This is a genomic window from Methylobacterium ajmalii (genome assembly GCF_016613415.1).
Classification (GTDB): Bacteria; Pseudomonadota; Alphaproteobacteria; order Rhizobiales; family Beijerinckiaceae; genus Methylobacterium; species Methylobacterium ajmalii.
The window spans coordinates 49,158-74,500 of the sequence record NZ_JACWCT010000125.1 but is presented as its reverse complement, the minus strand read 5'-3'; the positions used below and the strand labels follow the sequence as shown (position 1 = coordinate 74,500).

21 protein-coding genes are annotated in these 25,343 nt (G+C 72.5%); 13 read left to right on the top strand and 8 right to left on the bottom strand.

Features of this window, described 5'->3' with window-relative positions; genetic code table 11:
- The first annotated feature begins 78 nt into the window (after nt 1–78).
- From HPY23_RS23660 to HPY23_RS23635, 6 genes are all read left to right on the top strand, one after another.
- Nucleotides 79–351, top strand: coding sequence for a hypothetical protein (locus HPY23_RS23660; RefSeq protein WP_060846686.1), 273 nt, complete (start codon nt 79–81; stop codon nt 349–351).
- Nucleotides 352–428: 77 nt separating this feature from the next.
- Nucleotides 429–956 carry a GrpB family protein gene (locus HPY23_RS23655; protein WP_091883469.1) on the top strand — a complete coding sequence of 176 codons (528 nt, stop codon included), beginning with the start codon at nt 429–431 and terminating at the stop codon, nt 954–956.
- Between the two features lie 234 nt (nt 957–1,190).
- Nucleotides 1,191–2,468 (top strand): O-acetylhomoserine aminocarboxypropyltransferase, encoded by a 1,278-nt coding sequence (locus HPY23_RS23650; protein WP_200601501.1) that lies wholly within the window; start codon nt 1,191–1,193, stop codon nt 2,466–2,468.
- A gap of 167 nt (nt 2,469–2,635) precedes the next feature.
- Nucleotides 2,636–3,865, top strand: coding sequence for a sensor histidine kinase (locus tag HPY23_RS23645; RefSeq protein WP_091883466.1), 1,230 nt, complete (start codon nt 2,636–2,638; stop codon nt 3,863–3,865).
- A gap of 145 nt (nt 3,866–4,010) precedes the next feature.
- Nucleotides 4,011–4,466: a response regulator gene (locus tag HPY23_RS23640; protein WP_091883464.1), complete on the top strand. Its 456-nt coding sequence runs from the start codon at nt 4,011–4,013 to the stop codon at nt 4,464–4,466.
- Between the two features lie 25 nt (nt 4,467–4,491).
- A complete protein-coding gene (locus tag HPY23_RS23635) occupies nt 4,492–5,796 on the top strand; it encodes an O-acetylhomoserine aminocarboxypropyltransferase/cysteine synthase family protein (protein WP_091883461.1) in 1,305 nt (434 codons plus the stop codon).
- 398 nt (nt 5,797–6,194) lie between these two features.
- Here HPY23_RS23635 and HPY23_RS23630 read toward each other — a convergent pair whose 3' ends face one another.
- Together HPY23_RS23630 and HPY23_RS23625 are read right to left on the bottom strand one after the other, a co-directional pair.
- Complete coding sequence (locus HPY23_RS23630; protein ID WP_091883459.1) at nt 6,195–7,088, bottom strand: CYTH domain-containing protein; 894 nt, start codon at nt 7,086–7,088, stop codon at nt 6,195–6,197.
- A 151-nt stretch (nt 7,089–7,239) separates the two neighbouring features.
- Nucleotides 7,240–7,842 (bottom strand): TetR/AcrR family transcriptional regulator, encoded by a 603-nt coding sequence (locus HPY23_RS23625; RefSeq protein ID WP_091883456.1) that lies wholly within the window; start codon nt 7,840–7,842, stop codon nt 7,240–7,242.
- Nucleotides 7,843–7,934: 92 nt separating this feature from the next.
- Here HPY23_RS23625 and HPY23_RS23620 point away from each other — a divergent pair, with 92 nt between their 5' ends.
- Nucleotides 7,935–9,236: an MFS transporter gene (locus tag HPY23_RS23620; RefSeq protein ID WP_091883453.1), complete on the top strand. Its 1,302-nt coding sequence runs from the start codon at nt 7,935–7,937 to the stop codon at nt 9,234–9,236.
- Between the two features lie 20 nt (nt 9,237–9,256).
- Here the strand turns inward: HPY23_RS23620 and HPY23_RS23615 are convergent, their stop codons facing one another.
- From HPY23_RS23615 to HPY23_RS23600, 4 genes are read right to left on the bottom strand one after another with little or no spacing between them, the layout of a single operon-like run.
- Complete coding sequence (locus tag HPY23_RS23615) at nt 9,257–9,664, bottom strand: DUF2000 domain-containing protein (RefSeq protein ID WP_091883450.1); 408 nt, start codon at nt 9,662–9,664, stop codon at nt 9,257–9,259.
- Between the two features lie 34 nt (nt 9,665–9,698).
- Nucleotides 9,699–10,568: an AraC family transcriptional regulator gene (locus tag HPY23_RS23610; protein WP_091883447.1), complete on the bottom strand. Its 870-nt coding sequence runs from the start codon at nt 10,566–10,568 to the stop codon at nt 9,699–9,701.
- 2 nt (nt 10,569–10,570) lie between these two features.
- The gene (locus HPY23_RS23605) at nt 10,571–11,224 is read right to left on the bottom strand and encodes a YoaK family protein (protein WP_091883445.1); all 654 of its coding nucleotides are present in this window, start codon (nt 11,222–11,224) and stop codon (nt 10,571–10,573) included.
- A 12-nt stretch (nt 11,225–11,236) separates the two neighbouring features.
- Nucleotides 11,237–14,005, bottom strand: a complete 2,769-nt coding sequence (locus tag HPY23_RS23600; RefSeq protein WP_091883442.1) for a bifunctional acetate--CoA ligase family protein/GNAT family N-acetyltransferase — start codon at nt 14,003–14,005, stop codon at nt 11,237–11,239.
- 273 nt (nt 14,006–14,278) lie between these two features.
- On the opposite strand from HPY23_RS23600, the gene HPY23_RS23595 reads away from it, so the two are divergent.
- The gene (locus HPY23_RS23595) at nt 14,279–14,605 is read left to right on the top strand and encodes a hypothetical protein (RefSeq protein ID WP_048429779.1); all 327 of its coding nucleotides are present in this window, start codon (nt 14,279–14,281) and stop codon (nt 14,603–14,605) included.
- 152 nt (nt 14,606–14,757) lie between these two features.
- Nucleotides 14,758–15,666 carry a peptidylprolyl isomerase gene (locus HPY23_RS23590; RefSeq protein WP_091883439.1) on the top strand — a complete coding sequence of 303 codons (909 nt, stop codon included), beginning with the start codon at nt 14,758–14,760 and terminating at the stop codon, nt 15,664–15,666.
- A 414-nt stretch (nt 15,667–16,080) separates the two neighbouring features.
- Here HPY23_RS23590 and HPY23_RS23585 read toward each other — a convergent pair whose 3' ends face one another.
- Complete coding sequence (locus tag HPY23_RS23585) at nt 16,081–18,000, bottom strand: bifunctional sugar phosphate isomerase/epimerase/4-hydroxyphenylpyruvate dioxygenase family protein (protein WP_060846674.1); 1,920 nt, start codon at nt 17,998–18,000, stop codon at nt 16,081–16,083.
- 187 nt (nt 18,001–18,187) lie between these two features.
- Between HPY23_RS23585 and HPY23_RS23580 the strand changes: the two genes are divergently transcribed.
- Both HPY23_RS23580 and HPY23_RS23575 read left to right on the top strand, forming a co-directional pair.
- The gene (locus HPY23_RS23580) at nt 18,188–19,051 is read left to right on the top strand and encodes a shikimate dehydrogenase (protein ID WP_060846673.1); all 864 of its coding nucleotides are present in this window, start codon (nt 18,188–18,190) and stop codon (nt 19,049–19,051) included.
- Nucleotides 19,052–19,149: 98 nt separating this feature from the next.
- The gene (locus HPY23_RS23575) at nt 19,150–20,487 is read left to right on the top strand and encodes an MFS transporter (protein WP_060846672.1); all 1,338 of its coding nucleotides are present in this window, start codon (nt 19,150–19,152) and stop codon (nt 20,485–20,487) included.
- 79 nt (nt 20,488–20,566) lie between these two features.
- Here HPY23_RS23575 and HPY23_RS23570 read toward each other — a convergent pair whose 3' ends face one another.
- Nucleotides 20,567–23,707 carry an autotransporter serine protease gene (locus tag HPY23_RS23570; RefSeq protein ID WP_200649682.1) on the bottom strand — a complete coding sequence of 1,047 codons (3,141 nt, stop codon included), beginning with the start codon at nt 23,705–23,707 and terminating at the stop codon, nt 20,567–20,569.
- 272 nt (nt 23,708–23,979) lie between these two features.
- Between HPY23_RS23570 and HPY23_RS23565 the strand changes: the two genes are divergently transcribed.
- Together HPY23_RS23565 and HPY23_RS23560 are read left to right on the top strand one after the other, a co-directional pair.
- The gene (locus tag HPY23_RS23565) at nt 23,980–24,867 is read left to right on the top strand and encodes an MBL fold metallo-hydrolase (RefSeq protein ID WP_091883433.1); all 888 of its coding nucleotides are present in this window, start codon (nt 23,980–23,982) and stop codon (nt 24,865–24,867) included.
- A 141-nt stretch (nt 24,868–25,008) separates the two neighbouring features.
- Nucleotides 25,009–25,242 (top strand): hypothetical protein, encoded by a 234-nt coding sequence (locus tag HPY23_RS23560; RefSeq protein WP_091883431.1) that lies wholly within the window; start codon nt 25,009–25,011, stop codon nt 25,240–25,242.
- Nucleotides 25,243–25,343 lie beyond the last annotated feature (101 nt).

Here is a 25,343-nt window from a genome sequence, read left to right as displayed (position 1 = left end):
CGCCCGCGACCTTCCGGGCGGTTCGGCCGTTGGTCCCCCGCCGGGCCGGCACCGTGCCGGCCCCTCGGAGAGACGATCATGAAGCTCAGGCTCATCGCCGCCCTCGCATTCTCGACCCTGGCGCTCGCCGGCGCCGCCGAGGCGCAGGGCATTCCCGGCGGCATGGAGCGGGGCGCCCGCGAGGGCAACCGCGTCGCCGGCCCGGTCGGCGGCATCGTCGGAGGTGCGGTCGGCGGCGCCGTCGGCGGCGTCAACGGCGTGCTGGGAATCGATCCCGGCCGTCGCGCCTACCGCACCAATCTGCGCGGCCGCCACGACCGCTCCCATCGCCGGCACCGCCACTATCGCTGAGGCGGGTCGCGGGCCGGCGGGAGTGACGCGTCGCGAACCGCCGGACCGCGATATCGGCCGGGCCGCGACGAGGCATCATGGCACCCCACGACATCCTCCTGCTCATGCCCGACGCCGGGGTCGCGCAGCTCGAAGCCGAGCGGGCGTTCTCGGCTCTCTTGACGGTCCTGACGCCGATCCTTCCCGCCACGGCGGACGTCAGTCATGTCGGCGCGACATCCATCCCGGGCTGCGTGACCAAAGGCGACCTCGATGTCGTCATCAGGGTTCAGGCGGCAGATTTCGCAGCCGCCGAGGCCGCTCTGGCCCGGCGCTTTCGCCGCAATTCCGGCTCCATCCGCACCGGCGACTTTTCGGCTTTCGAGGCACCCGACCGTGTCCCGCAACTCGGGATCCAGCTGACCACGATCGGCGGGACATTCGACATCTTCCACCTGTTCGCGGAGGCCTTGCGGACCGATCCCGATCGACTGCACCGCTACAACGATCTGAAGAGGGCTTTCCAAGGCAGGCCCATGGATTCGTACCGATCCGCCAAGGCCGCCTTCATCGACGAAACGCTTCGAGCCCTCTCCGACGATCGGAGCGGCCGAACTCCTAGGTAAGCATCCAGTCATTCGACGCGGGGGAAGATTGCACCCTTTGAAGCGCCGTCATCGAAAAATATCGAGCGGCGCCGGCACGCTGCAAAGAATATCACACCCCTTTGCCGCGACGCATGATGCAAAGCACGATCTACACCGGCGTGACGCTCACGCTTTACTGGGCCGCGGGCCGCTTGACCCACGGCCGCCGCGGGTCCTAAGCACGTCGGCCAGAGACCGACGCCCGAGGACGCCATGACCGACCGCCTGCCCGGCTTCAACACCCTCGCGATCCATGCCGGCGCGGCGCCGGACGCCGCCACCGGCGCACGGGCGACGCCGATCTACCAGACCACCTCGTTCGTGTTCGACGACGTGGACCACGCCGCCTCGCTGTTCGGGCTGCAGGCCTTCGGCAACATCTACACCCGCATCACCAACCCGACCAACGCGGTGCTGGAGGAGCGCATCGCCGCGCTCGAAGGCGGCACCGCCGCCGTGGCGGTGGCCTCGGGCCACGCCGCCGAGTTCCTGGTGATGCACGCCCTGATGCAGCCGGGCGACGAGTTCGTCGCCGCCAACAAGCTGTACGGCGGCTCGATCAACCAGTTCAACCACTCCTACAAGAACTTCGGCTGGAACGTCGTCTGGGCCGATACCGACAACCCGGCCTCGTTCGAGGCGGCGATCACGCCGCGCACCAAGGCGATCTTCATCGAGTCGATCGCCAATCCGGGCGGCGTCATCACCGACATCGCGGCGATTTCCGCCGTCGCCAAGCGCCACAACATCCCGCTCATCGTCGACAACACGATGGCGACGCCGTACCTGATCCGCCCCTTCGAGCACGGTGCCGACATCGTGGTCCACTCGGCCACCAAGTTCCTCGGTGGCCACGGCAACTCGATCGGCGGCCTGATCGTCGACGGCGGCTCGTTCACCTGGGCGGGTGACGCCCGCTACCCGATGCTGTCGCAGCCGCGGCCGGAATATGCCGGCATGGTCCTGTCCGAGACTTTCGGGAACTTCGGCTTCGCCATCGCCGTGCGGGTGCTGGGCCTGCGCGACCTCGGCCCGGCCTTGTCGCCGTTCAACGCCTTCCTGATCATCAACGGCATCGAGACCCTGCCGCTGCGCATGCAGCGCCACTCCGACAACGCCAAGACCGTGGCCGAGCACCTGAGCCGCCACCCCGCCGTGGCGTGGGTCAGCTATCCGGGCCTCGAGGCCGACCGCTACCACCAGCTGCACAAGCGCTACTGCCCGCACGGCGCCGGCGCGGTGTTCACCTTCGGCCTCAAGGGCGGCTACGAGGCGGGCGTGGCCCTGGTCTCGAACCTCAAGCTCTTCTCGCACCTCGCCAATATCGGCGACACCCGCTCGCTGGTGATCCACCCGGCCTCGACCACCCATCGCCAGCTCACCGACGAGCAGAAGACCCGGGCCGGCGCCGGGCCGGAGGTGGTGCGCCTCTCCGTCGGCATCGAGGATGCGGGCGACCTGATCGCCGACCTCGACCAGGCCCTCGCGTAGGACGCCCGCGCGCGGCGGCCCCGCGGGGCCGCCGCGGCGACGCATCGCCATTGCCGCCAGGCCCGGCCCCGTGATCTATTGGGGCATGTCCGGGTCCGGCGCGGGTGTGCCGGAACGCGGGGCCGCCCGGGTGGGCCAGGAGTCCGGCGGGCCTGGAGGCTGGTGCGATGGTCGTCCACGACACCGACGCCTGTCCCCCGGCCGGCGACGGGCCCGCGCGGCAACGCGAGATCCGCGAGGAGATCCTCCGCCTGCGCGCCCTGCTGCGCGAGGCCCGGCGGCCGCGGCGGACCGCCCCGGCGGCCGAGCTCTCCGTCCTCCCGCCACCGGTTCCCGCCTCCGACTGGGAGACCCGGCTCGCCACCGCCGAGGAGCTGAACGCGCAGCTGCGGGCGAGCGAGGCCTTCACCGCGCGGCTCCTCGCCGCCAGCCGCGACGACATCCAGGTGCTCGCCCTCGACGGCACGATCCAGTGGCGCAGCGAGGGCGGCCGGGCGAACGCCGCAGAGGCGGCGGCCGGCACCCGGTGGGCGGAGGCTTGCACCCTGTGGGCGGAAGCCTGGCCGGAGCCCGCCGACCGGCGGGCCGCGGACCTCGCATTGGCCGCCGCCCGGGCCGGGCGCACGGGACGCTTCCGTGCGCCCTCCGGCCCGCCCGAGTCTCCGCGCTGGTGGGACGTCGTGGTCTCGCCGATCCAGGGCGCGGACGGCGCGCCCGAGCGTCTGCTGACGGTGGCCCGCGACGTGACCGAGGCGCACCGGGCCGAGGAGCAGCAGGCGCTCCTGATGCAGGAGATGGCCCATCGGGTGAAGAACACCCTGGCCCTCGTCCAGGCGGTCGCCGCCCAGACGCTGCGCAGCGCCACCAGCCTCGAGGCCGCGACCGACGCCTTCAACGGCCGCCTGATGGCGCTGGCGGACGCCCACGACGTGCTGATCCGGGGCGCCTGGGCGGAGGCCGACCTCGCGGCCGTCGTGGCGGGCGCGATGGCGCCGCATATCGACGCGGTGCAGGACCGCTGCGCCGCCGCCGGGCCTCCCGTGGCGCTCGGGCCGCGGGCGGTCCTCACCCTGTCGCTGATGCTGCACGAACTCGCCACCAACGCGGCCAAGTACGGCGCCCTGTCGAGCCCGGCCGGGCGCGTCGCGATCGCCTGGACGATCCGCGATGCCGCCCCGCCGCCCGCGGGCGACGGACGGGCGATGCTGCGCCTGCACTGGCGGGAGAGCGGCGGGCCCCCGGTCGTGCCGCCCACCCGCTGCGGCTTCGGCTCGCGGCTGATCGAGCGCAGCCTGGTGCACAGCTTCGGCGGGCGCGTCGCCCTGCGGTTTCCGCCCGAGGGCGCGGAGATGGAGCTAGAGGCGCCGCTCGCCGCGCTCCAGGACGGCGCGGCCTGAGGCCGCCGGGGGCTGACGCCCCTGGAAACCGAGGCCGCTCGGTGCCGCGGATCCCTCTCCCGGCCGCGCTTGACCCGGGGGATGCGGACCCATAGGCACCATCCCTTCGTCCGCAACCATCCGCCCCCGCTCCGCATTGCCCGCGATGACATCTGATCCGGACCGACCGCCCCAGGAGCTTCTCCATGGAGAAACCCGCCAGGGGGAAGACCTGCGTCGGGAGGAGACCGACGCCCCGCCGGTGGTGCTCCTCGTCGAGGATGACGGCCTTCTGCTGATGGAGGCCGCCGACACCCTGGCGGAAGCCGGCTTCACCGTGCTGGAGGCGCCCCACGCCGACCAGGCGCTCGCCGTGCTGGAGAGCCGCGCGGACGTCGAGGTGCTGATGACCGACGTCGACATGCCCCTCGGCTCGATGAACGGCTTCGCCCTCGCCCGCCTCGTCTCGCGGCGCTGGCCGCGGATCCCAGTGCTGGTGGTCTCCGGCATGGGCAGCCCCGGCCCCCACGACATGCCCCCCGGCGCCCGCTTCATCCCCAAGCCCTACGCGCCCTCGGCCCTGGTGCGGACGTTGCACGCCACCGTGCGCCGCGCCGCCTGAGACGCCCCTTCCACGGACGACCCCGATGACCGACCCGACCAAGCCGCGCCCCACCGAGCTGCATTTCGCGACCCGGGCGGTCCATGCCGGCACCGCCCCCGACCCGGCCACCGGCGCCCGGGCGCAGCCGATCTACTTCACCAACGGCTTCGTGTTCGAATCGAACGAGCAGGCCGCCGACATCTTCGCCATGCGGGCGACCGGGTTCTCCTATTCCCGCGGTTCGAACCCGACCGTGGCGGCCCTGGAGCGCCGGGTCGCCTCGCTGGAGAGCGCCAAGGCGGCGGTCGCGGTGGCCTCGGGCCAGTCGGCGATGCTGCTCGTGCTGATGACGCTGATGCGCTCGGGCGACGCCTACGTCGCCTCCTCGCGGCTGTTCGGCGGTTCGCTCGGCCTGATGCGCCGGCTGGAGGGCCGCTACGACCTCGTGCCGCAATTCACCCGGGGGCTGACGCCGGAGGACTTCGAGGCGGCGATCACGGACAAGACCCGGGCGGTCGTCTGCGAGTCGATCGTGAACCCCTGCGGCACGGTGATCGACCTCGAAGGCGTCGCCGCGGTGGCGCACAAGCACGGCCTGCCGCTCATCGTCGACAACACGCTGGCCTCCCCGGCCCTGATCCGGCCGATCGAGCACGGCGCCGACATCGTGGTCCACTCGACCTCGAAGTTCCTGTCGGGCTCCGGCACGGTGATCGGCGGCATCGTCTGCGACGGCGGCCGCTTCGATTGGAAGGGCACCGGCCGCTACAACCTGATCAACGAGCCCTGGCCGGACTACGACGGGCTCGTCGTCTCCGAGCGCTTCCCCGAGACCGCGTTCGCGGTCGCCTGCCGCCTGTTCGGCCTGCGCGATCTCGGCCCGGGCCTGTCGCCGATGAACGCCTTCCTGACGCTCACCGGCACCGAGACCCTGCCGCTGCGCATGGAGCGCCACTGCGCCAACGCGCGCGCCGTCGCGGCCTTCCTGAAGGACCATCCGAAGGTCGCCTGGGTGAGCTACCCGTCCCTGCCGGGCCAGCCCGGCGAGGCGATGGCGAACCGCTATTCGCCGATGGGCGCCGGCTCGATCTTCACCGTGGGCTTCAAGGGCGGCGAGGCGGCCGCGCAGAAGTTCATCACCGGGCTCAACCTGATCTCACACCTCGTCAATATCGGCGAGATCAAGTCCCTGGCGATCCACCCGGCGACCACGACCCACCGCCAGCTCCCCGCCGCCGACAAGGAGGCCGCTCGCGTCGGCCCCGACACGGTACGGCTGTCGATCGGGCTCGAATCGGTCGAGGATCTGATCGCCGACGTGGCGCAGTCGCTGGACGCGCTCGCCTGATCCCGGGCGCCTGTACCGAGATCAGCGGGTGTTCAACCGAGCAGGAGCCTGTTTGAGTGACGGGGCCGATGTCGCGAGAGGGGCTTTTCCCCAATGCGCGACCTCATCCTGAGGTGTCAGTCGACTGGAAATCGCCTGACCTCGAAGGAGGCCTCCAGCCAGCGGAGAGATTTCTGGAGCCCTCCTTCGAGGTCAGTCCATCATCGATGGACTGAAACCTCGGGATGAGGTCGAGAACGGGATACGAAAGCGATCGAAGGGTTTTCGTTCGGACGCCGAATAGCGTCTTGAGGTCGAGCCAAACGGGCTACGGTGCCCTGGTCCGGATTAGGGCCGAGCTTCCCGAGACCGTCCCGTCCCCGCCGCGCGGCGCGCAGGGGACGGTCTCGGGATTCCGCTCAGGGCGTCGGCTGGGTCCGGCGCGGGCGCACGGTCCAGCGCTCGAAGGCCGGGGCGCCGTCGTCGCGGGCGGCGTCTCCGCCCGGGACCGCGGCGCCGAGGGCCTGCGACAGGCTCTCGATCACGTCGTCGATGCGGGTGTCCTGCGGCGGCTCCGGCGGGGGCTCGTGGGCGGGCTCGGCCTCGGCCTGGGGCGGCGGAGGCGCCGGCTCGTGGGCCGGTTCCGGCACCGGCTCGTGGACCGGCTCGGGCTCCGGCGGCGGGGGCGGGGCCGGCTCGGGCGCCGGAGGCGTCGCGATGCGGCGCAGCGCGCTCGCCATGCCGGCCTCCTCGCCGCCGCTTCGCGGCGCGGCGTAGCGGCCGAAGCCGTAGCGCGGCTCGATCAGGTCGAGCACCGCGTCGAGGGCGGCGTTCGACAGGCCGATCTCGCCGGGCTGCGGCACGCCCTGGAGCGCGATGCTGCGGCCCTCGTAGGCCGGGTCGGCGGTGACCTCGGGGCCGAACCACGGCGGTGCCGGGAAGCCGTTGGCCTCGTCGGGGTTGTCGAACGTCACCGTCACCACGTCGACGGTGCCGGGGGCGACGTAGCGGTCGATCAGGGCGTCGCGGCCGTTGCCGAGCGCCACCTGGGTGCGGTCGTAGGCGGCGCGGCCGGCGCAGACGTCGAGGAGCGCGTCGCCGTGGGCACGGGGCACCTCGGTGCGCTCCTCGGTGGCGGTGGCGCCGTCGGAGGTGACGAGGACGAGGTGGCACTGGCCGCCGTCGACGCGCACGAACGAGGTTCGGCCCGACTGGGACGGGAAGTAGCCTTCGGTGATGCGGGAGGAGCCGCGCTCCTTGCGGATCAGGCGGACCAGCGCCGGCGCGACCTGGAAACGTCGTACGAGGGTCATACGCTCAACTCCACGGGGGTCGCGGCCTCAACGACCGCGATCGGCGTCAACTCTCGCGTATCGGCTCAACGGGACGACGGAATCAAGGCCGGGACGGTGATGTTGCGGAATTATTGACCGTTTTCGCGTCACGGAGCGCCGATGCGGGGCATCATTCCAGGCTCGCGGCGATCAGGGCCTCGGCGGCGGCGGCGAGCGAGCGGTTCGGCCCCTCGGCCCCGAAGATCTGGCCGCAGGCGAAGGCGCCCTCGATCAGGAGCAGCAGCGCGTCGGCGAGGGGCTCCGGCGTCCGGGCGCCGATCGTGCGGGCGACCTCGGCGAGGCGCGCGTGCAGGGCGCGTTTGCTGGCGAGAACCGCTGCGCGGGCCGGATGGTCGGCCTCCGGGTACTCGACGAGGGCGTTGGTGAGGCCGCAGCCGCGAAAGCCCGGCCGGGCGCTGCGCCCGGCGATGCCGGACAGGAACGCCACCAGCCCCGCCCGCGGGTCGCCCGGATGGGCCGCCAGCGCCTCGTCGAGGCGCCGGCGCAGCCCGGCGTCGTAATCCTCCAGGCAGGCGACCACGAGGGCGTCCTTCGAGGCGAAGCCCCGGTAGAGGCTCGGTTTCGTCACCCCGGCCCGGGCCACGATCTCGTCGACCCCGACGCCGCGGATGCCGCGGCTGTAGAAGAGTTCGCGGGCGGCCGCCCGGATCCGGTCGCCGGCCCGGGCCGGCCCGCTCCCGTCGCGCCCGTCCCCCGAGGTCCCGTCCGCCATCCCCGTCGCTCCCATCCTGCGCCCGATGCCCTTGACGATGTTACTGACCGGTACGTACCGTGTTACCACGATTCGGGAAGGGGTGTCCCAGCATGAGTTCGACCGTGTCGCCGCGAGGCATCGCCCCGCCGAGGCCCCGGCCCTTCGGCCGCAACTACGCCTTCGTGGTGGTGGGGGTGATCTTCCTCTGCCTGCTCGCGGCCGCAGGCCTGCGGGCTTCGCCCGGCGTGCTGATCCTGCCGCTCGAGCAAGCCTTCGGCTGGAGCCGCTCCACCACCTCGTTCTCGGCCGGCCTCGGCATCTTACTGTACGGCCTCGTCGGGCCGTTCGCGGCGGCCCTGATGCAGAGCTTCGGCATCCGCCGCACGCTGCTCTGCGCGCTCGCCCTGATGTCGGCCTCGACGGCGCTGAGCGCGCTGATGACCGAACCCTGGCACCTGATCGCGACCTGGGGCGTGCTGTCGGGCCTCGGCAGCGGCTGCGTCGCCATCGTGCTCGGCGCGACCGTGGTGAACCGCTGGTTCGCCGTGCGCCGCGGCCTGTTCATGGGGCTTCTGACCGCCAGCACCGCCACCGGCACGCTGATCTTCCTGCCGGGCCTCGCGGCGATCGCGCAAGCCGGGGGCTGGCGCCCGGTGGTGCTCACGGTGGCCTGCGCCGTCGCGGCCCTGATCCCGCTCGTCGCCTGGCTCTTGCCGGAGCGCCCCTCCGACATCGGCCTCACCCCCTACGGCGCCGCCCCCGGCACCGTCGCCGAGCCGCCGCGCCGCGCCAATCCGTTCCGGGCCGCGATCGACGGGCTGGTGCGGGCGAGCGCCAAGGGCGACTTCTGGCTCCTGTTCGGCACCTTCTTCATCTGCGGGCTCACCACCAACGGGCTGGTCGGCACCCACCTGATCTCGTTCTGCGCCGACCAGGGCATTCCCGAGGTGCGGGCCGCCGGACTCCTGGCGATGATGGGGATCTTCGACCTCATCGGCACCACCGGCTCGGGCTGGCTCACCGACCGCTACGACCCGAGGAAGCTCCTGTTCGTCTATTACGGCCTGCGCGGGCTGTCGCTGATGGCGCTGCCCTTCACCGATTTCTCGTTCTACAGCCTGTCGATCTTCGCGGTGTTCTACGGCCTCGACTGGATCGCCACGGTGCCGCCGACGGTGCGGCTCGCCAACGAGACCTTCGGCGAGCGCGACGCGCCGATCGTGTTCGGCTGGATCGCCGCCGGCCACCAGCTCGGCGCGGCGACCGCGGCCTTCGGCGCCGGCCTGGTGCGGGCCTCGGAGGGCCGCTACCTCGAGGCGTTCCTGGCCGCCGGCCTCACGGCTCTCATGGCCGCGCTGATGTCGCTGATGATCGGCCGGATGCGCCGGGCGGCGCCGGTGGCGGCGGCCTGACGGAAGGGGCGGCCCGACCGTCACGGGTGCAGCGCCGCCCCCTTCGTCGCCTTGTCGACGTCCTTCTTCGGGCCGTGGAGGGCGAGGCCGACGAGGTCGGGCGCGTCGGCGGGCTCGGCGCGGAAGACCTCGCGGTTGGCGCTATCGTGCCCGGTCTCGAACATCGCCCGGACATAGGCGCTGCGGGTGAGGTCGCGCTGGATCGCCTGCTGCCAGGCCCGCTGCAGCACCTCGGCCGAGGCGGAAAAGATCAGGATCGGCTGGCCGAGGAGCCGGGCGTGGATGCGCCCGGCGGCGTCGCGGTAGGGCTCGCCCATCGCCTGCGGCACGGCACCGGCGATGCCGGTCGACAGGAAGGCCGTGACGTTCAGCTTCTGCCACACGGCGAGGTCGTCACGGACCAGGATGGCCACCTTGGTGTCGAACATCGGACGCTCCCTGCGGGGGTGATCGACCGCAGGGCTAGTCGAGCGCGGCTCCGCCGTCTGGAACGTCCGTGCGCCCGCGCCGGTAGGCGGCGGGGGTGAGGCCGTAGGCGCGGCGGAACCAGCGGCCGAGATGGCTCTGGTCGGAGAAGCCCGCCATCAGCGCGGCCTCCGCCGGCGGCACCCGCTCGCGCAGCAGGGCACGGGCCCGGACGAGGCGCAGCTCGACCAGGCAGGCATGGGGCGAGGTGCCGAAGCGCCGCCGGAAGGCCCGGGCGAGCTGGAACCGGTCGGCGGCGCCGACCGCCCGGGCGAGCGCGTCGAGGCCGAACGGCGTGGCGGCGTGAGCGTGCAGGTAGTCGAGCGCCCGCTCGGCCAGGGCGGGATCGCCGTCGGGCACCGGGCGCGGCGCCGCGGCGCCGAGATGGCCGCGCAACCCCTCCGCCAGATCGTCGAGCGCCGCGTCGGTCGCGAGCGGCGAGGCGGCACCGAACACGGCGCGGCAGGCCCGGTCGATCGCCGCGCCGAGATGCCGGTCGTCGGCCAGCGTGGCGCGAAAGCCGAGAGGCCCGTCGCGGCCGCCCATCCGGTCGCGAAGCCAGTCCTGCGGCAGGTAGAGCATGCTGTAGCGAAAGCCCGCCGCGCGCAGGGCCTGCCCGTCGTGGCGCTCGCCGGGCTCGATCAGGATCACCCGCCCCGCCGTGCTCTGGCGCCGGGCTCCGCGGCAGAAGAAATCCTGGACGCCGTCATGGGTGACGCCGACCAGCCACTCGTCGTGGTGGTGCATGTCGTAGGCGTGGCCGTGGAAACGCGCCGTCACCGCCTCGACGCCGCTCGCCGCATCGCGCCGCAGGTGGACGACGTCGCGGCGCGGGGCGGGCTTCTCGGCCACGGCGTCGCCTGCCATGCTCATGCCGCCACCCGCACGGCCCGACCGACGGCGAGCGCCAGCACCAGCCCGACGCCCAGCATCGGCATCGCCAGCGCCTCGAGCCCGTGAGCCCGATAGGCCAGTCCTCCCGCCACCGCGCCCGCGACCAGCGCCAGCCAGGTGCAGGCATCCGGTACCCAGCCGAGGGCGGGGCCGATCCGGGTGGCGGCCTGGGCCAGCGTGTGGCTGAGGCTGAACAGGGTGCCGGTGACGAAGGTCACGCCGGGCCGGAAGCCGGCGCTCCGGCGGAGCGCCGCGTTCTGCGCCCCCATGGCGGCGGCGAGCAGCGGGGCCACCGGCCCCTGCGCGGGGCCGAAGGCGAGAGACAGGGCCGCGGCCAGGAGCGCCGCCTCGACCGCCAGCACGGCGGCCGGCCCCCAGCGGCCGGGGGTGCGCAGCGACACCACGCTGCCGCAGAAGCCGCCGCCGAGGAACGACGCGAACAGGAGGCCGATCTCCCAGGCGACCGGGTGGCCGACTTGCGCCAGCGAGACCGCGAACTGGGTCGAGTTGCCGCTCATGAACGAGGTGTAGAGCCCGTCGAGCCGCAGGAAGCCGACGGCGTCGACGTAGCCGGCGGCGGCGGTGAGCAGCAGGCCGCCGGCGATGTCGAGGGGAGGGGTGTCGCGCATGGGAGGAGGGCGTCAGGTTGCGGGCGCGCCACTCTCCTCCGCCAGCGCGCGCCGCACCAGCATCAGGTCGGGGTCGGAGGGGTCGGTCCTCACCGTAAAGCCGAGCTTGCGGCACATCGCCAGCATGGTGGTGTTCTCGCGCAGCACCTGGCCCTCGACGTGGCGTAAGCCCTCGGCCCGGGCCCAGTCGAGCATCAGCCCCATCAGCGACCAGCCGAGCCCGAGGCCCTTGAGGTCGGAGCGGACCAGGATCGCGTACTCGCCGGTCTCGTGGTTGGCGTCGGCGTGCAGGCGCACCGCCCCCATCATCGTGCCGGTCGCCTCCTCGATCGCCACGAAGGCGATGGCGCGGGCGTAGTCGAGCTGGGTCAGGCGGGCGAGGAAGGCGTGGCTGAAGTCGCGCACCGGCGCGAAGAAGCGCAGGCGCAGGTCCTCGGCGCTGACCTGCTTGAAGAAGACTTCGAACAGCCCCTCGTCCTCGGCCCGCACCGGGCGGACCAGGATCGCCTGCCCGTCGAGCACGATGCGGCGCTCCCAGGCGCGGGGATAGGGCCGCACGGCGAAGCGCGCGTGGCTCGGGCCGGTGCCGGCGTCGCGCCGGCGCTCCGGCGGCAGGGGCGCCACCGCCGCGCGGGCGTCGAGGGCGATGACGCCGTCCCGGTCGGCCAGCAGCGGGTTGATGTCGAGCTCGCGCAATTCCGGCAGGTCGGCGGCGAGCTGGCCGAGCTTGACCAGCACCAGGGCGACCGCCGCCTCGTCGGCCGCCGCCACGTCGCGATAGGCCTTGAGCCGGCGCGCCACCCGGGTCCGCCCGATCAGGTCGGCGGCGAGACGCCGGTCGAGGGGCGGGAGCGCCAAAGCCCGGTCGTCGATCACCTCGACGGCGGTGCCGCCGCGGCCGAACACCACGACGGGGCCGAAGACCGGATCGTCGACGAGGCCGGCGATCAGCTCGCGCGCCTGGGTCCGGCGCAGCATCGCCTGGACGACGAAGCCGGTGATCCGGGCCTCGGGCCGCTCCTGCGCCACCCGGGCCAGCATCTCGGCGGCAGCCTCGCGCACCGCCGCCTCGCTGGTCAGCCCCAGGCGCACGCCGCCGACGTCGGACTTGTGCACCACGTCCGGCGAGGCGAGCTTGAGCGCCACCGTGCCGCCCGCCGCGATGATCGGCCAGGCGGCCTCCGCGGCCGCACCGGCGTCGGCGGCGAGCGTCACCGGCTGGGCCGGGATGCCGTAGGCCGCGAGCAGGTCCGCCATCTCGCGGGGATCGAGCCAGGTGCGGCCGTCCGCCAGCACCCGGTCGACGATCGCCCGGGCGGCGCCGGCATCCGGCACGAGGTCGTCGGGCAGCACCGCCGGGGTGGTGGTGAGGTCGTCCTGCGCCTCGCGGTAGCGCACGAGGTGGGTGAAGCCCTCGACCGCGTCGGCATCGGTGGCGAAGCGCGGGATGCCGGCCTGGCTCAGGATCTCGCCGGCGGCCTCGTCGCCCACCGTGACGGCGAAGACCGGGCGGGCCCGGAAGGCGCCCTTGCGCCCCCGCTTCACCGCCTCGACGATCTCGCTCGCGACCGCGCTGCCGCCCGAGAGCGCGGTCGGCACGTTGATGACCAGCACCGCATCGTTGTCGCGGTCGGCCATCAGGGCCTCCAGCGCCGCGGCGTAGCGCGGCCCGTCGGCGTCGGCGCCGATATCGACCGGGTTGCGCCAATCCTGCGGGCCGGTGCCCGGCACCGCGGCGGCGAGCCGCGCCCTCGTCTCCTCCGAGAGGCCGGCGAGGGAGCCGCCGAGATCGATCAGCCGGTCGACCGCGATGGCGCCGACGCCGCGGCCGTTGGCCAGGATGGCGAGGCGCCGGCCCGGGAAGGGTCGCTGGCGACCCAGCGTCTCGACCGCCGAGAACATCTCGTCGAGGTCCTGGACCCGCAACAGGCCCGCCCGGCGGAAGGCCGCGTCGTAGACCGCGTCGGTGCGCGCCAGGATGCCGGTGTGGGTGATCCCGGTGTGCGTGAGGACCGGAGGAGCGGCGCGGCCGTCGGCGATCCGGGCGGCGTCGTGGCGGCCGGAGCGGATCACCACCACGGGCTTCGCCCGGGCGGCGGCCCGGGCCGCCGACATGAACTTCGGCGCGTCGGTCACGGTGGCGATCGACAAGAGGATCGCCCGGGTGCGGATGTCGGCGGCGAAGTGGTCGAGGCAGTCGGCGATGTCGACGTCGAGGGCGTTGCCGAGGGAGACGATGCCGGAGAATCCGGTGCCGCGCCCCTGGGCCCAGGCGACGATGCCGGCCGCCACGGTGCGCGACTGCGAGATCAGCGCCAGGTCGCCGGGCAGCGGCGCCCGGGCGAGCAGGCTGGCATTGAGCGCGTTCCCCGGCACGGCGAGCCCCATGCTGTCGGGCCCGACGAGCCGCAACGAGTGGCGCCGTGCCGCCGCCCGCGCGGCTTCCGCCAGCGAATCCGGCCCGCTGCCGAGGCCGGTGGTGATGACGACCGCCGCCCCGCAGCCCTTGCGGCCGGCCGCCGCCACCACCTCCGGCACGGTCTCGGGCGGGGTCACGATCACCACGAGGTCGGCGGGCTCGGGCAGGTCGGCGAGGTCGGCGAAGGCCTGGACGCCGTCGACGCTGTCGTGGCGCGGGTTCACCGGCCAGATCGGGCCGGCAAAGCCCGCCTCGCGCAGGTTGCGCAGGATCGCGGCGCCGAACGCATTCGGCCGCGCGCTCGCGCCCACCAGCGCCACGGAGCGCGGGCTGAGGAGCCTGTCGAAGCGGTAGGTGCTCATGCGAGTCCAGCAATCCGGGTCGGCGGGGGCGGCCACGTCGGCGGGGTCGCCCTGGCAGGTAGGGCGGGGCGGGCCGCAGGTCACGGGAGACGGTACGAGCGACCCGCGCGGCGGAATGAGCAGGAATGCCGGCGAACCGGTGCGGCTGCATCATGATGCATTGCAATATGTTTCTATTGCGTCGCACAATAGTGAATGCTTTATTGACGTCTCCCGGCAGATCCCGGCTTTCCGGATGCGCATCTCGCGCCGGACAGAACTCCTGGACCACCGATGCGTCTCATCGCCCTCTCCGCCCTCGGTCTCGTTCTCGCCACCGCGGCGGGCGCCTCAGAGCTGACCCCGCGCCAGTCGCACAGCCTCGATCTCGGCCCGGTGCGCGGCTCGGCCTACTACACCGTCGAGAAGGACGGCCTGCGCGTCGTCGCCACCCTGGCGCCGACCGACGCGACCGCCGCCACCCCGCTGCGCGTGATCACCACGCTGGCCTCCGACCAGGTCGTCAGCTTCTCGGTGCCCGGCACCCAGGACGGCGCGGCCGCCTCGGTCGCCTTCGCGCGCCGCGGCAACCGTGTCGAGGTCGCCTCGACCGGCTACTGAACCGATCCGCACCCGCGGGCCGGAGAGGTCCGCGGGTGCGCGGCTGCTCCCTTGCCGCTGCGGCGCCGTGCGCCGCTTGTCTTGTCGGCCGATCTTTGCCACCTGTCCGCCGTCTGAAAACGACCTCGCGCACGGGCCCCAAGGATCACGCCATGCCGACCCTCTCCCCCTTCTGGCGCAACGGCGCGCTCGCCCTCGGGCTCCTCCTGCCGGGCGCCGCGCTCGCCCAGGCGCCGGCCCCCGCCGCTCCTGCCGCTGCTCCGTCCGCCGCCCCGGCCCAGTCCCCCGATACCGTCGTGGCCAAGGTGAACGGCGCGACCATCACCGCCGGCGATCTCGCCGTGGCGGCCGACGACCCGGCCCTGTCGCTGCCCGGCGTCGACGAGGCGCAGAAGCGCAACCTGCTCGTCGACTACATGGTCGACCTGAAGATCGGCGCCCAGGCCGCCGAGAAGGACAAGGTGGCCGAGAGCCCCGACTTCACCCGCAAGCTCGCCTATTTCCGCGACAAGCTCCTCCTCGACGAGTACCTCGAGCGCGAGGCCAAGAAGGCCGTCACGCCGCAGGCCGCCAAGGCGCTCTACGACGAGACCGTCAAGGCGATGAAGCCCGAGGAGGAGGTCCACGCCCGCCACATCCTCGTCGACAACGAGGCCGAGGCCAAGAAGATCGCCGCGCGCCTGAAGGCCGGCGAGGACTTCGCCAAGGTGGCGGCCGAGACCTCGAAGGATCCCGGCTCCAAGGCCGAGGGCGGCGATCTCGGCTGGTTCACCAAGGAGCGGATGGTCGCGCCCTTCGCCGACGCGGCCTTCAAGCTCGAGGCCGGCAAGATCTCCGACCCGATCAAGACCCAGTTCGGCTGGCACGTCATCAAGGTCGAGGAGAAGCGCAGCAAGCCGGTGCCGAGCTTCGACGAGATGAAGGAGCAGGTCGAGGCCTACCTCACCCGCAAGACCCAGCAGGACATCATCACCAAGCTGCGCGAGGGGGCCAAGATCGAGCGCGTCGGGACTGCCCCCGCGGCTCCGGCGCCCGCTCCGAAGGCGGACGAGAAGAAGTAAGACGCGACTTCGGTTGAAGGAAAGCCCCCGGACGCATGGTGTCCGGGGGTTTTTGCTGAGGAACCCTGCCGATCCCCAGCACGCCACGGAAATCTTAACCCATGCGTCATTCGGTTGAGCGGAGTTGTGTTGGCTCGGTCGATGGTACACGACAGGGCCGTTCACACGTGACGTCGGCCTGTCCCATCTCGAACCTCATCCTGAGGTGTTAGTCGATCTTTGATCGACTGACCTCGAAGGAGGGCTCCAGAAATCTCGGAGACTTCTGGAGCCCTCCTTCGAGGCTCCCTGCGGTCGCACCTCAGGATGAGGTCGCGGTTGGGAAAGCCACGTACCGCCAGGCTTCACGCCATTGTCGTGCACTGCCCCTGCGATCCGGCCAGGAGGGGCGGGGTGCCCGCCCCTCCGAAAAACCTACCGCAGCACCTGCGACAGGTTCGGGCCCCGCAACGCCGCCAAGGCCGCCATCCGCACCGGGGCGTTCGGCGCCCCATACAAGTCGTAGCCGCCCTTGCGCTGCACGATCTCGAAGTAGAACCGCTCCTCGAACGGCGTCGTGTAGAATTGCAGGAACTCGCCCTCGCCGACCCGGTCGTAGAGGATGCTCAGGCTCTGCATGCGGGCGATGAGCGCGTCGTCGAGCCCGAAGCGGGCGGCCACGTCGTCGTAGTAGTTGGCCGGGATCGGCAGCAGCGTCGCGCCGGCGGCCTTGAGGCGCTCGGCCGCCGCGAAGATGTCGTCGGTGGCGAGCGCGATGTGGTGGACGCCGGCGCCCGCGAAGCTCGACACCAGGCGGGCGGTGGCGGTGTTGCGGCTCTCCGAGATGTTGAGCGGCAGCCGCATGGTGCGCTCGGCGTTCGACATCGCCTTGCTGCGCACGAGGCCATAGGGGTCGGGCAGCACCACCACGTCCTCCGGCTCGAGCCCGAGCACCGCGCGGTAGAACAGCACCCAGGAATCGAGCTGGCCCTCGGGCAGGGCCTGCGCCACGTGGTCGACCCGGGTGAGCAGGCCCGCCGGTTCGGCACCATCCTCCATCACGAAGTCGTGCTCGAAGTCGCTCCCGGTCTGCGGGTCGGTGAGGATGATCAGGCTGCCGTCGGGCGCCCGGATCGACGGGAAGGAGTTCTCGTCCGGCCCGATGCGGCCGCCGAAGCGGGCCGCGCCGTAGGATTCGGCCCGGCCGAGCGCCGCGAGCGCGTCGTCGGTGATGATGGCCTGGGCGCAGACCGAGGGGCCGTGCATCAGGAAGTAGGACGAGGCGAAGGAATCCGGTTCGCGGTTGAGCACGATGCGGATCTCGCCCTGGCCGTAGAGCGTCACCGCCTTGCTGCGGTGGCGGCCGAGCCGCGTGAAGCCGAGCTGGCCGAGGAGACGCGCCAGCGCGCCCTCGCAGCGCTCGTCCACCGCCACCTCGATGAAGCGGTGCCCGGCGATGGCCGGCGGCAGCGGCGGGTCGAACAGCTCGACCCGGCGGCGGGGCCGCTTGGGCGCAGAGGGCGCGAGCGCGGCGGCCTCGTCGGTGCGCCGCACCCGCTCCTCGAGAAAGAGCAGCGAGCGGTGGCCGTCGGCCGCGGTCTGGCGCGGGGGTGCGGCCCGCATGTCGTCGTTGAAGATCTCGAGCGAGATCGTGCCGGTATAGCCGCAGGCGAGCACCGCCTGGAGGAAGCCCGGCACGTCGAGGTCGCCCTGGCCCGGCAGGCAGCGGAAGTGGCGGCTCAAGGTCAGCGGGTTCATGCCGATGCGCGGGGCATCGGCCAGCTGGACGAAGAACACCCGCTGGCCCGGGAGGTTTGCGATACCCGACCAGTCGTCCGGGAGAGCGAGCGTGTGGAAGCTGTCGAGGATCAGGCCGAGATGCGGGTGGTTCGCCCGCTCGACGATGCCCCAGGCCCGGTCGAAGGTGCGCACCTTGGTGCCCCAGGACAGGGCCTCGAAGCCGATCTTGAGGCCGCGCTTCGCCGCCCGCTCGGCGAGCTGGTAGAGCTGGTCGGCCATCCGGGCGTCGTCGTCCGAGACCTCGTTCCCGACGTTGGAGCAGACCAGGATCAGCGGCGCGCCGAGCTCTTCCATCAGGTCGAACTTGCGCTCGGCCCGGTCGAGGTTGCGCTTCAGCTGCTCGTCCGACACGCCCTCGAAGTCGCGGAAGGGCTGAAACAGGTCGATCGACAGGCCGAGGTCGGAGGCGTAGCGGCGCACGTCGCGGGCCGGGCCGGTGTGAAAGAGGAGGTCGTTCTCGAAGATCTCGACCCCGTCGAAGCGCGCCGCCGCGATCGCCTCCAGCTTCTCGATCAGCGTGCCGCTTACCGACACCGTGGCGATCGCCTTCCGCATTGCGTTCTCCCGTCTGCTTGTGCGCCGGTCCTCCATCGCAAACGGGGCCGGCTCCGTCGAGCCCGGCGCGGGGCGGGGGCGGCCCGCCGCCTTCCGCGCTTGACATGAACGTACTGGTTAGTACATTTGACCTCAAGCGCGTCGCAATCGCGTCATCCGAGGAACGTTCGAGAGAGGAGCCCGCATCATGGGCGCAGCCCCCAGATCCGTCCTGGCCGGCCTGATCGGCAACGGCATCCAGGCGTCCCGCACGCCTCCGATGCACGAGCACGAGGGCGACGCGCAGGGCCTGCGCCTCCTCTACCAGAAGATCGACCTGGAGAAGCTCGGTCTGGGTGCCGACGCGCTGCCCGAGCTTCTGACCGCCGCCGAGCGGATGGGCTTTTCCGGCCTCAACATCACCCATCCCTGCAAGCAGGCGGTGCTCGCCCATCTCGACGAGCTGTCGCCCGACGCGGCCGCCTTGGGCGCTGTCAACACGGTGGTCCTGCGCGACGGCAAGCGGATCGGCCACAACACCGACTGGTGGGGCTTCGCCGAGGCGTTCCGGCGCGGCCTGCCCGACGTGGCGCTGACCCGCGTCGTGCAGCTCGGCGCGGGCGGTGCCGGCGCGGCGGTGGCCCACGCGCTCCTGACCCTCGGAGTCGAGGATCTCGTCCTCAACGACATCGACCCGGCCCGGGCGGCTGGCGTCGCGGCCTCGCTCTGCGCGCGCTTCGGCGCCGGCCGCGCGCGGGCCTGCACCGACCTGGCGGCGGAAGTCGCGGCGGCGGACGGTCTCGTCCACTGCACGCCGACCGGCATGGACAAGTATCCGGGCCTGCCGCTGCCGGCCGAGTACCTGCATCCTGGGCTGTTCGTCGCCGAGATCGTCTATTTCCCGCTCGAGACCGCGCTCCTGCGCGAGGCGCGCCGGATCGGCTGCCGCACCCTCGACGGCGGCGGCATGGCGGTGTTCCAGGCGGTCGAGGCCTTCCGCCTCATCACCGGCCTGACCCCGGACCCGGAGCGGATGCTCCGCCACTTCGCCGAGCTCGGCCGGACGGCCTGAACCGGTCCCGGTCGGCGGCCCGAGCCGCCACCCAAGCCTTTGAAGAATGCGGTCCGATCCAACGGGCCCGTCCGTCCCCAATCCCCAAGGAAACGCCGATGACCTCCTCCGTCTATCCCGCGCCCGCCGCCGCGGTCGCCGAACCCGAGGCCGTGAAGACGCCGAAGAAGGCCGCGCTCGCGAGCTGGATCGGCAGCGCGGTCGAATACTACGACTTCTTCATCTACGGAACCGCCGCGGCGCTGATCTTCCCGAAACTGTTCTTTGCGCCGAACAACCCGCAGGCGGCGGCGATCGCCTCGTTCGCGACCTTCGGCGTCGCCTACATCACCCGGCCGCTCGGCGCCGTGGCGCTCGGCCATATCGGCGACCGCTTCGGCCGCAAGAAGGTGCTCACCTTCACACTGCTCCTGATGGGCCTCTCGACCTTCATGATCGGCTGCCTGCCGACCTACGACCAGCTCGGCATCCTGTCGCCGATCCTGCTCGTCATCGCCCGCCTGCTCCAGGGCGTCTCGGCCGCCGGCGAGCAGGCCGGTGCCAACTCGATGACGCTGGAGCACGCCCCCGCCCACAAGCGCGCCTTCTTCACCAGCTTCACCCTGAGCGGCACCCAGGCGGGATTGATCCTCGCCACGCTGGTCTTCCTGCCGATCACCCAGATGCCCGAGGCGCAGATGCTGTCCTGGGGCTGGCGCATCCCGTTCTTCCTCAGCGCCCTCGTGGTCGCGGTCGGGTTCTGGGTCCGCCGCACCCTCCCGGAGACCCCGGTCTTCGAGAAGGAGCAGGAGACGCAGGCCCACGCCAAGGCCGACCTGCCGGTCGCGGTACTGTTCCGCACCCAGTGGGCCGACGTGCTGCGGGTGATCTTCGCCGCGCTGGTCTCGGTGGTGAGCACGATCTTCAGCGTCTTCACCCTGTCCTACGCGGTCAACACGATGAAGATCGACCGCCCGACGATGCTGACCGTGCTGATCCTCGCCAACGTGGTGGCGCTCGGCGCGATCCCGGCCTTCGCGGCGCTCGCCGACCGGATCGGCCGCCGCCCGGTCTTCATCTTCGGCGCGCTCGGCTCCGCCGCGCTGATCTGGCCCTACATGTGGGCGATCAGCCAGGGCAACATCCCGCTGATCTTTACCTTCGGCATCCTGCTCTCGGGCGTGGTCTACAGCGCCGCCAACGGGGTGTGGCCGTCGCTCTACGGCGAGATGTTCGACACCAAGGTCCGGCTGTCGGGCATGGCGATCGGCACCCAGATCGGCTTCGCGCTCGGCGGCTTCGCCCCGGTGATCAGCGCCGCGCTCCTCGGCGACGGCCCGACCGGCTGGGTCCCGGTCGCGGCCTTCGTCACCGTCACGGCCGGTATCGCCGCGGTGTCGATCTTCACGGCGCGGGAGACCTACCGCACGCCGATGGAGCTGCTGGGCAAGCGCTGACCCGATCCTGCCCCACCCCATGACAGGAAAGGCCCGCCGCCTCGGCCGAGGCGGCGGGCCTTCCTTGTTCGTCAGCCGATCAGAACCGGTAGGTGAAGTTGCCCTTCACCGCGTGGTCCTGCGCCCGCTCGCCGGCCTGGCCGGTATAGGACACGCCGAGCGTCGTCGCCGGGGAGACCGCCCAGTCGAGGCCGGCCTGCGCCACCACCGCGTCGCGGTTGATCGGCACGCCGGCGACCAGGAAGCCGGTCTGGCCGGCCCCGAAGGCGAGGAGGGCCTTGGGCACCACGTCGCCGTAGGCCCGGCGCCAGCCGACGAGGCCGGTCAGGTACACAGGCAGGTCGGCGGTGAGCCGGGTCGAGCCCCGCACGCCGACCGTGGTGGCGGCCAGATCGTTGTCGCGGCCGAGGCCGGACAAGGCCGCCGGGCCGCCGCGCTCGGTGAAGGCGTCCTGGCCGATGCGGATCGCCGCCGCGCCGACGAAGGGCTCGATCACGGCCGCGCCGAACGCCACCCGGTAGCCGACCTCGCCGAAGACCTGCGCGGTGAGGCCGCTGGTGCGGGCGTTCAGCCCCTGGGCAAAGCCCGGTGCCAGGATGCTGCGCCGGAGCGACAGGCTGTTGCCCCCCGCGACGCCGCCGAAGCGCAGGGCCACCGGCCCGAGGGTGGTGCCGGCGTAGAGGCCGCCGAAGCCGCTCTCGATCACGCCCGAGGAGGCCCGGCCGGTCACGTCGAGGCTGGTGTTGGTGTAGCCGCCGGCGACGCCGACGCGCCAGGCGCCGGGGAGCCCGCCGAGATCGAGGCCGGTATCGGCACCGAGGACGAAGCCGCTGATCTGGCGCGACAGCGAGGCGGCGTTGCCGTCGCTCCGCGTCCGGCCGAAGGCGCCGAAGCCCTGGCCCCAGAGCCCGTAGGCCCGCGGCGCGGCGAGCTGCGCCGGCACCTGGGCGGGCGGCGCGACCCGGCCCGGCAGGTCGGCCGAGTAGGCCGCCGGCAGGCTGGCCGCCGAGAGCCCCCCGAAGACCGGCGCGCCCGCGACGTCGCCCCGGCGCAGGCGGTCGAGGATCGCCTCGCGCACGAAGAACGCGGTCTCGAACTGCGCCGTCACGGCGCTGGCATGGATCTCGCCCGAGAGGGACGCGAAGGCGGAGCGCGCCGCCGCCGGATCGGCGTTGACCAGCACCGTCTCGTAGAGCGCGTTGCCGGCGCCGAGCGCCTCGATCGCCCCGCCGGTCGCGGCCTGGTTGCGGGTGGCGCCGATGGACGCGAAGGTCGTGGCGTTGCGCGCCAGCGTCAGGCCGACGCTGTCGGTGCCGTAATCGAGGTTCGCCCCGATGAAGGTGTAGCCCGGCATCGCGGCGTCGAAGCGGCCGCTGATCCCCTGGGTCGCCGACAGGATCGTGGTGCGCTGGCCGAGCAGCCCGCGCAGGGCGCCGGGGCTCAAGACGCCGCCCGTCCCCTCCGCCGCGACCGTCACGGTGCCGCCGTCGATCCGCGCGGCGCCGGTGGCGCTGATGCGGTCGCTGCGGCCCGGGGCGACCTCGACGGCGTAGAGCGAGCCAGGGGCGAAGCCGACGTTGCCGGCGACGTTGAGCGTGCCGATGCCGAGGCCCGGCGCCACGGTGCCGCCCGAGCGGACGGCGAGCCCGCCGAGGGTGCCGTTGCCGCCGAGCGTGCCGCCCGCATTCACGTTGGCGATCGAGGTGATCGACCCGTTCACGGCGAGCAGGCCGCCATTCACCTCGGTCGAGCCCGTATAGGTGTTGGCGCCGGTCAGGATCAGCGCGCCGTCCCCGGCCTTGGTCAGCCCGCCCTGGTAGGTGCGGGCGAGGAAGGCCTGATCGCGCGCCTCGCGCCAGGTGTATTCGATCTGCTGGTCGGCGGTCGCGCCCGCCGGCAGACCGGCGCTCCAGCCGCGGGCGGCCTTCACCTGCACCCAGGTCGCGTGCTCGGCGCCGTCCTCGACCTGGCGCTGGCGCAGCGCGGCGTCCGAGATGTCGTTCGACCAGATGTCGAGCGTGCCGCCCGGCAGGGTGGCGGTGAAGCGGCCGAGGAACTGGCCCGGGCCGTTCATGGCGCGGCCGAGGTCGATCTTGCCCCAGCCGAAGGTCTCGTTCGGCACGTCGGCCGGGCCGCTGCCGAGATGGGTCGCGGTGGTGAGCAGCACGTCGCGCGCCTGCTCGTTGGTCATGTAGGGGAAGCGCTCCATCACCAGCGCCAGCGCGCCGGTGACGTGGGGCGCCGACATCGAGGTGCCGCTCTTCGAGCCGTAGCCCGCCACGCCCGCGGTCGAGGTCACGGTGCTCAGGATGCCGCGGCCGGGCGCGGCGATGCACCAGTACTTGGCGAGCCCGCAGCGGTTGAACGCCGTGCCGTCGTCGATGGTCAGGCCCGAGGCGGCGATCCATCGCGATTCGAGGTCGGGCTCGAAGTAGGGCAGGGCGGCGCGCACGGTCGGGTTGTTCACCCCGGCATTGCCGGCGGCGAAGACCATGATGGTGCCGTATTGCCGGGTGGTCTCGGCGACCGCGTCGAGCCAGTCGAGCCGGCCCTGGAACTTGGCGTAGCCGGCCGCGACCCCGGCGAGGGTGTTGTAGTTCTCGGAGGGCGGTGGGCTGCCCCAGGACGAGTTGATCACCCGCGCGCCGGCGGCCGCCAGGTTGCCGTAGGCGGCCTTGAAGTAGGCGTAGTCCTGGTTGGCGCCGTAGATCGCGGAATCGGTGGCGTTGGTGTTGGTAGCGAGCAGGGTCGCCCCGAAGGCGACGCCGTGCATGCCGGTGCCGTCGCGGCGCGCCACGATGGTGCCGTCGACATGGGTGCCGTGATCGTCGTTGACGCCGCGGATCCAGGTGCCCGGCACCGAGAAGGCGCTGCCCGCCGCGAACAGGTCGCTGCGCACGCCCGCGGCGGTCTCGTAGCGGTAGCCGTCCGCGAGGTAGTTGCCCTGCACGGTGAGGGACGTCACCTGGCCGGCGAATTCCGGATGGGTGGCGAGGAAGCCGGAATCGACCGAGCCGACCACGACGCCGCGCCCGGTGACGCCCCGGGCATAGGCCTGGTCGGCCCGCATCGAGGTCAGGCCCCAGTCGCCGAGATATTCCGGCGTGCGCCAGCTCGCGGCGTCGCCCGGGCGGCCCGGATCCTGGTACCCGGACGACTGGGCCAACGCTGCGTAAGAGATCGTCGAGCAGAGGAGCGAGATCAAGCCGCGGGCGGCCATCGTCTTGCGTCTCGACTGTCTATGGACTTGCATCAAATTGCCTCGATTGGGGCGTGGGCTTTGCAGCCTTCTTCTTTGCGGACGGCGCCTGTCAGCGCTCGTGGCGAAAGTAGCCGCGAAAAAGCCCGATTGGGGCCACGGATGTTTCGCAATCGTCTCTTTCCGGACGGTCGTTGCAGAAACGTCACGAGAGCGGGGAGGCGAGGGAGCGGCGGCGGGAACAGATACTCCTTGGGAGCATTGGTCGGGCATTCCCGTCGCGAGGTGCCGGCATGACCCAGCAGATCCCGATCGATCCCGACTCGGTCGACGACGCCCCCGCCGGCCCGGACGGCACCCACGCGCTGCGCTCGGACCTCGCCTACCAGCGCCACGCCATCGTCAACGTCGCGTATCTGGGCCCGCCCGGGGCAGGGGATCGGGGCTGGGTGCTGGTCGATGCCGGGATCATGGGCTCGCGGGCCGCCATCGAGGCGGCGGCCGCGTCCCGGTTCGGTCAGGGCGCCCGCCCGGCCGCGATCGTGCTCACCCACGGCCATTTCGACCATGTCGGCGTGCTTGAGGATCTGGCCGAGGCCTGGGACGCCCCGGTCTGGGCGCACCCGCTTGAGCGCCCCTATCTCGACGGCAGCGCCGCCTACCCGGCTCCGGATCCGGGCGTCGGCGGCGGCCTCGTCGCCCGGCTCTCGCCGCTCTTCCCCACGAGTCCGGTCGACGTCGGCGCCCGCCTGCACCTCCTGCCGGAGGACGGCAGCGTGCCGCCGCTGCCGGGCTGGCGCTGGCTCCACACACCCGGCCATTCCCCCGGCCACGTCTCGCTCTGGCGCGCCGCCGACCGGACGCTCATTGCCGGCGACGCCTTCGTGGCGACCGCGCAGGAATCGGTCTACGCCGTCGCGACGCAGGCGCCCGAGATGCATGGGCCGCCGCGCTACCTCACGGTCGACTGGGACGCCGCCGGGCGCTCGGTGGCGGCCCTGGCGCAGCTCGAGCCCGAACTGGCCCTTACCGGCCACGGCCGGCCGCTGCGCGGCCCCGGCCTGCGCCGGGCCCTGCACGACCTCGCCCGCGACTTCGCGTCGGTGGCGGTACCGGCCCGGGGCCGCTACGTCGAGGCGCCGGTGCGGGCCGGCGACCCGGCCGCGACCCGCGCGCCCTGAGGCACGCTCTCCCCGCTATCCACACCGGCCGCCGGCCACGCGAACGCAGCTTGACCGGACCGCCCTCGCCGTGGCTTGTTCACGTTATGTTCTAACGTGAGTCGGCGGGGCCGGCTTCGCGCAGCGGTGAGCCTGAAAGCCATGAACGGCGCCATCAACCACGAACCGGCGGAGCGACGCGACGGGCGGGCGCCCGGCGTCGAGACGATCGCGGCCGCCTACCTGACGGCGGCCGGGGGAGATGCCGGCCTGGCGCTCCGCCGGGTGATCGCCGATGCGCTCGCCGATCTCGGCGAGGCCGAGCGCCGGACGCGTCAGCGCGACCGGCTGATCTCCCGCGGCTACGTGCGGGCCGGGCCGATCGGGCGGGGCTGACGGGCGCGCGTCGTCCGCACCGTCCGCGCCTACCCACCCAGCCGTCGCGTGCGCGCCGGCACATCGACCCATGCCCCCACCGGACTACGCCATTCTCACCA

Bases quoted from the DNA above. Each gene is read 5' to 3' on its own strand.
- HPY23_RS23655 (WP_091883469.1), top strand. From the start codon at position 429: ATGGCACCCCACGACATCCTCCTGCTCATGCCCGACGCCGGGGTCGCG.
- HPY23_RS23585 (WP_060846674.1), bottom strand. From the start codon at position 18,000: ATGCGGAAGGCGATCGCCACGGTGTCGGTAAGCGGCACGCTGATCGAG.
- HPY23_RS23610 (WP_091883447.1), bottom strand. From the start codon at position 10,568: ATGGCAGGCGACGCCGTGGCCGAGAAGCCCGCCCCGCGCCGCGACGTC.
- HPY23_RS23650 (WP_200601501.1), top strand. From the start codon at position 1,191: ATGACCGACCGCCTGCCCGGCTTCAACACCCTCGCGATCCATGCCGGC.
- HPY23_RS23565 (WP_091883433.1), top strand. From the start codon at position 23,980: ATGACCCAGCAGATCCCGATCGATCCCGACTCGGTCGACGACGCCCCC.
- HPY23_RS23605 (WP_091883445.1), bottom strand. From the start codon at position 11,224: ATGCGCGACACCCCTCCCCTCGACATCGCCGGCGGCCTGCTGCTCACC.
- HPY23_RS23630 (WP_091883459.1), bottom strand. From the start codon at position 7,088: ATGACCCTCGTACGACGTTTCCAGGTCGCGCCGGCGCTGGTCCGCCTG.
- HPY23_RS23580 (WP_060846673.1), top strand. From the start codon at position 18,188: ATGGGCGCAGCCCCCAGATCCGTCCTGGCCGGCCTGATCGGCAACGGC.
- HPY23_RS23620 (WP_091883453.1), top strand. From the start codon at position 7,935: ATGAGTTCGACCGTGTCGCCGCGAGGCATCGCCCCGCCGAGGCCCCGG.
- HPY23_RS23560 (WP_091883431.1), top strand. From the start codon at position 25,009: ATGAACGGCGCCATCAACCACGAACCGGCGGAGCGACGCGACGGGCGG.
- HPY23_RS23595 (WP_048429779.1), top strand. From the start codon at position 14,279: ATGCGTCTCATCGCCCTCTCCGCCCTCGGTCTCGTTCTCGCCACCGCG.
- HPY23_RS23570 (WP_200649682.1), bottom strand. From the start codon at position 23,707: ATGGCCGCCCGCGGCTTGATCTCGCTCCTCTGCTCGACGATCTCTTAC.
- HPY23_RS23640 (WP_091883464.1), top strand. From the start codon at position 4,011: ATGACATCTGATCCGGACCGACCGCCCCAGGAGCTTCTCCATGGAGAA.
- HPY23_RS23575 (WP_060846672.1), top strand. From the start codon at position 19,150: ATGACCTCCTCCGTCTATCCCGCGCCCGCCGCCGCGGTCGCCGAACCC.
- HPY23_RS23600 (WP_091883442.1), bottom strand. From the start codon at position 14,005: ATGAGCACCTACCGCTTCGACAGGCTCCTCAGCCCGCGCTCCGTGGCG.
- HPY23_RS23635 (WP_091883461.1), top strand. From the start codon at position 4,492: ATGACCGACCCGACCAAGCCGCGCCCCACCGAGCTGCATTTCGCGACC.
- HPY23_RS23625 (WP_091883456.1), bottom strand. From the start codon at position 7,842: ATGGCGGACGGGACCTCGGGGGACGGGCGCGACGGGAGCGGGCCGGCC.
- HPY23_RS23645 (WP_091883466.1), top strand. From the start codon at position 2,636: ATGGTCGTCCACGACACCGACGCCTGTCCCCCGGCCGGCGACGGGCCC.
- HPY23_RS23590 (WP_091883439.1), top strand. From the start codon at position 14,758: ATGCCGACCCTCTCCCCCTTCTGGCGCAACGGCGCGCTCGCCCTCGGG.
- HPY23_RS23660 (WP_060846686.1), top strand. From the start codon at position 79: ATGAAGCTCAGGCTCATCGCCGCCCTCGCATTCTCGACCCTGGCGCTC.
- HPY23_RS23615 (WP_091883450.1), bottom strand. From the start codon at position 9,664: ATGTTCGACACCAAGGTGGCCATCCTGGTCCGTGACGACCTCGCCGTG.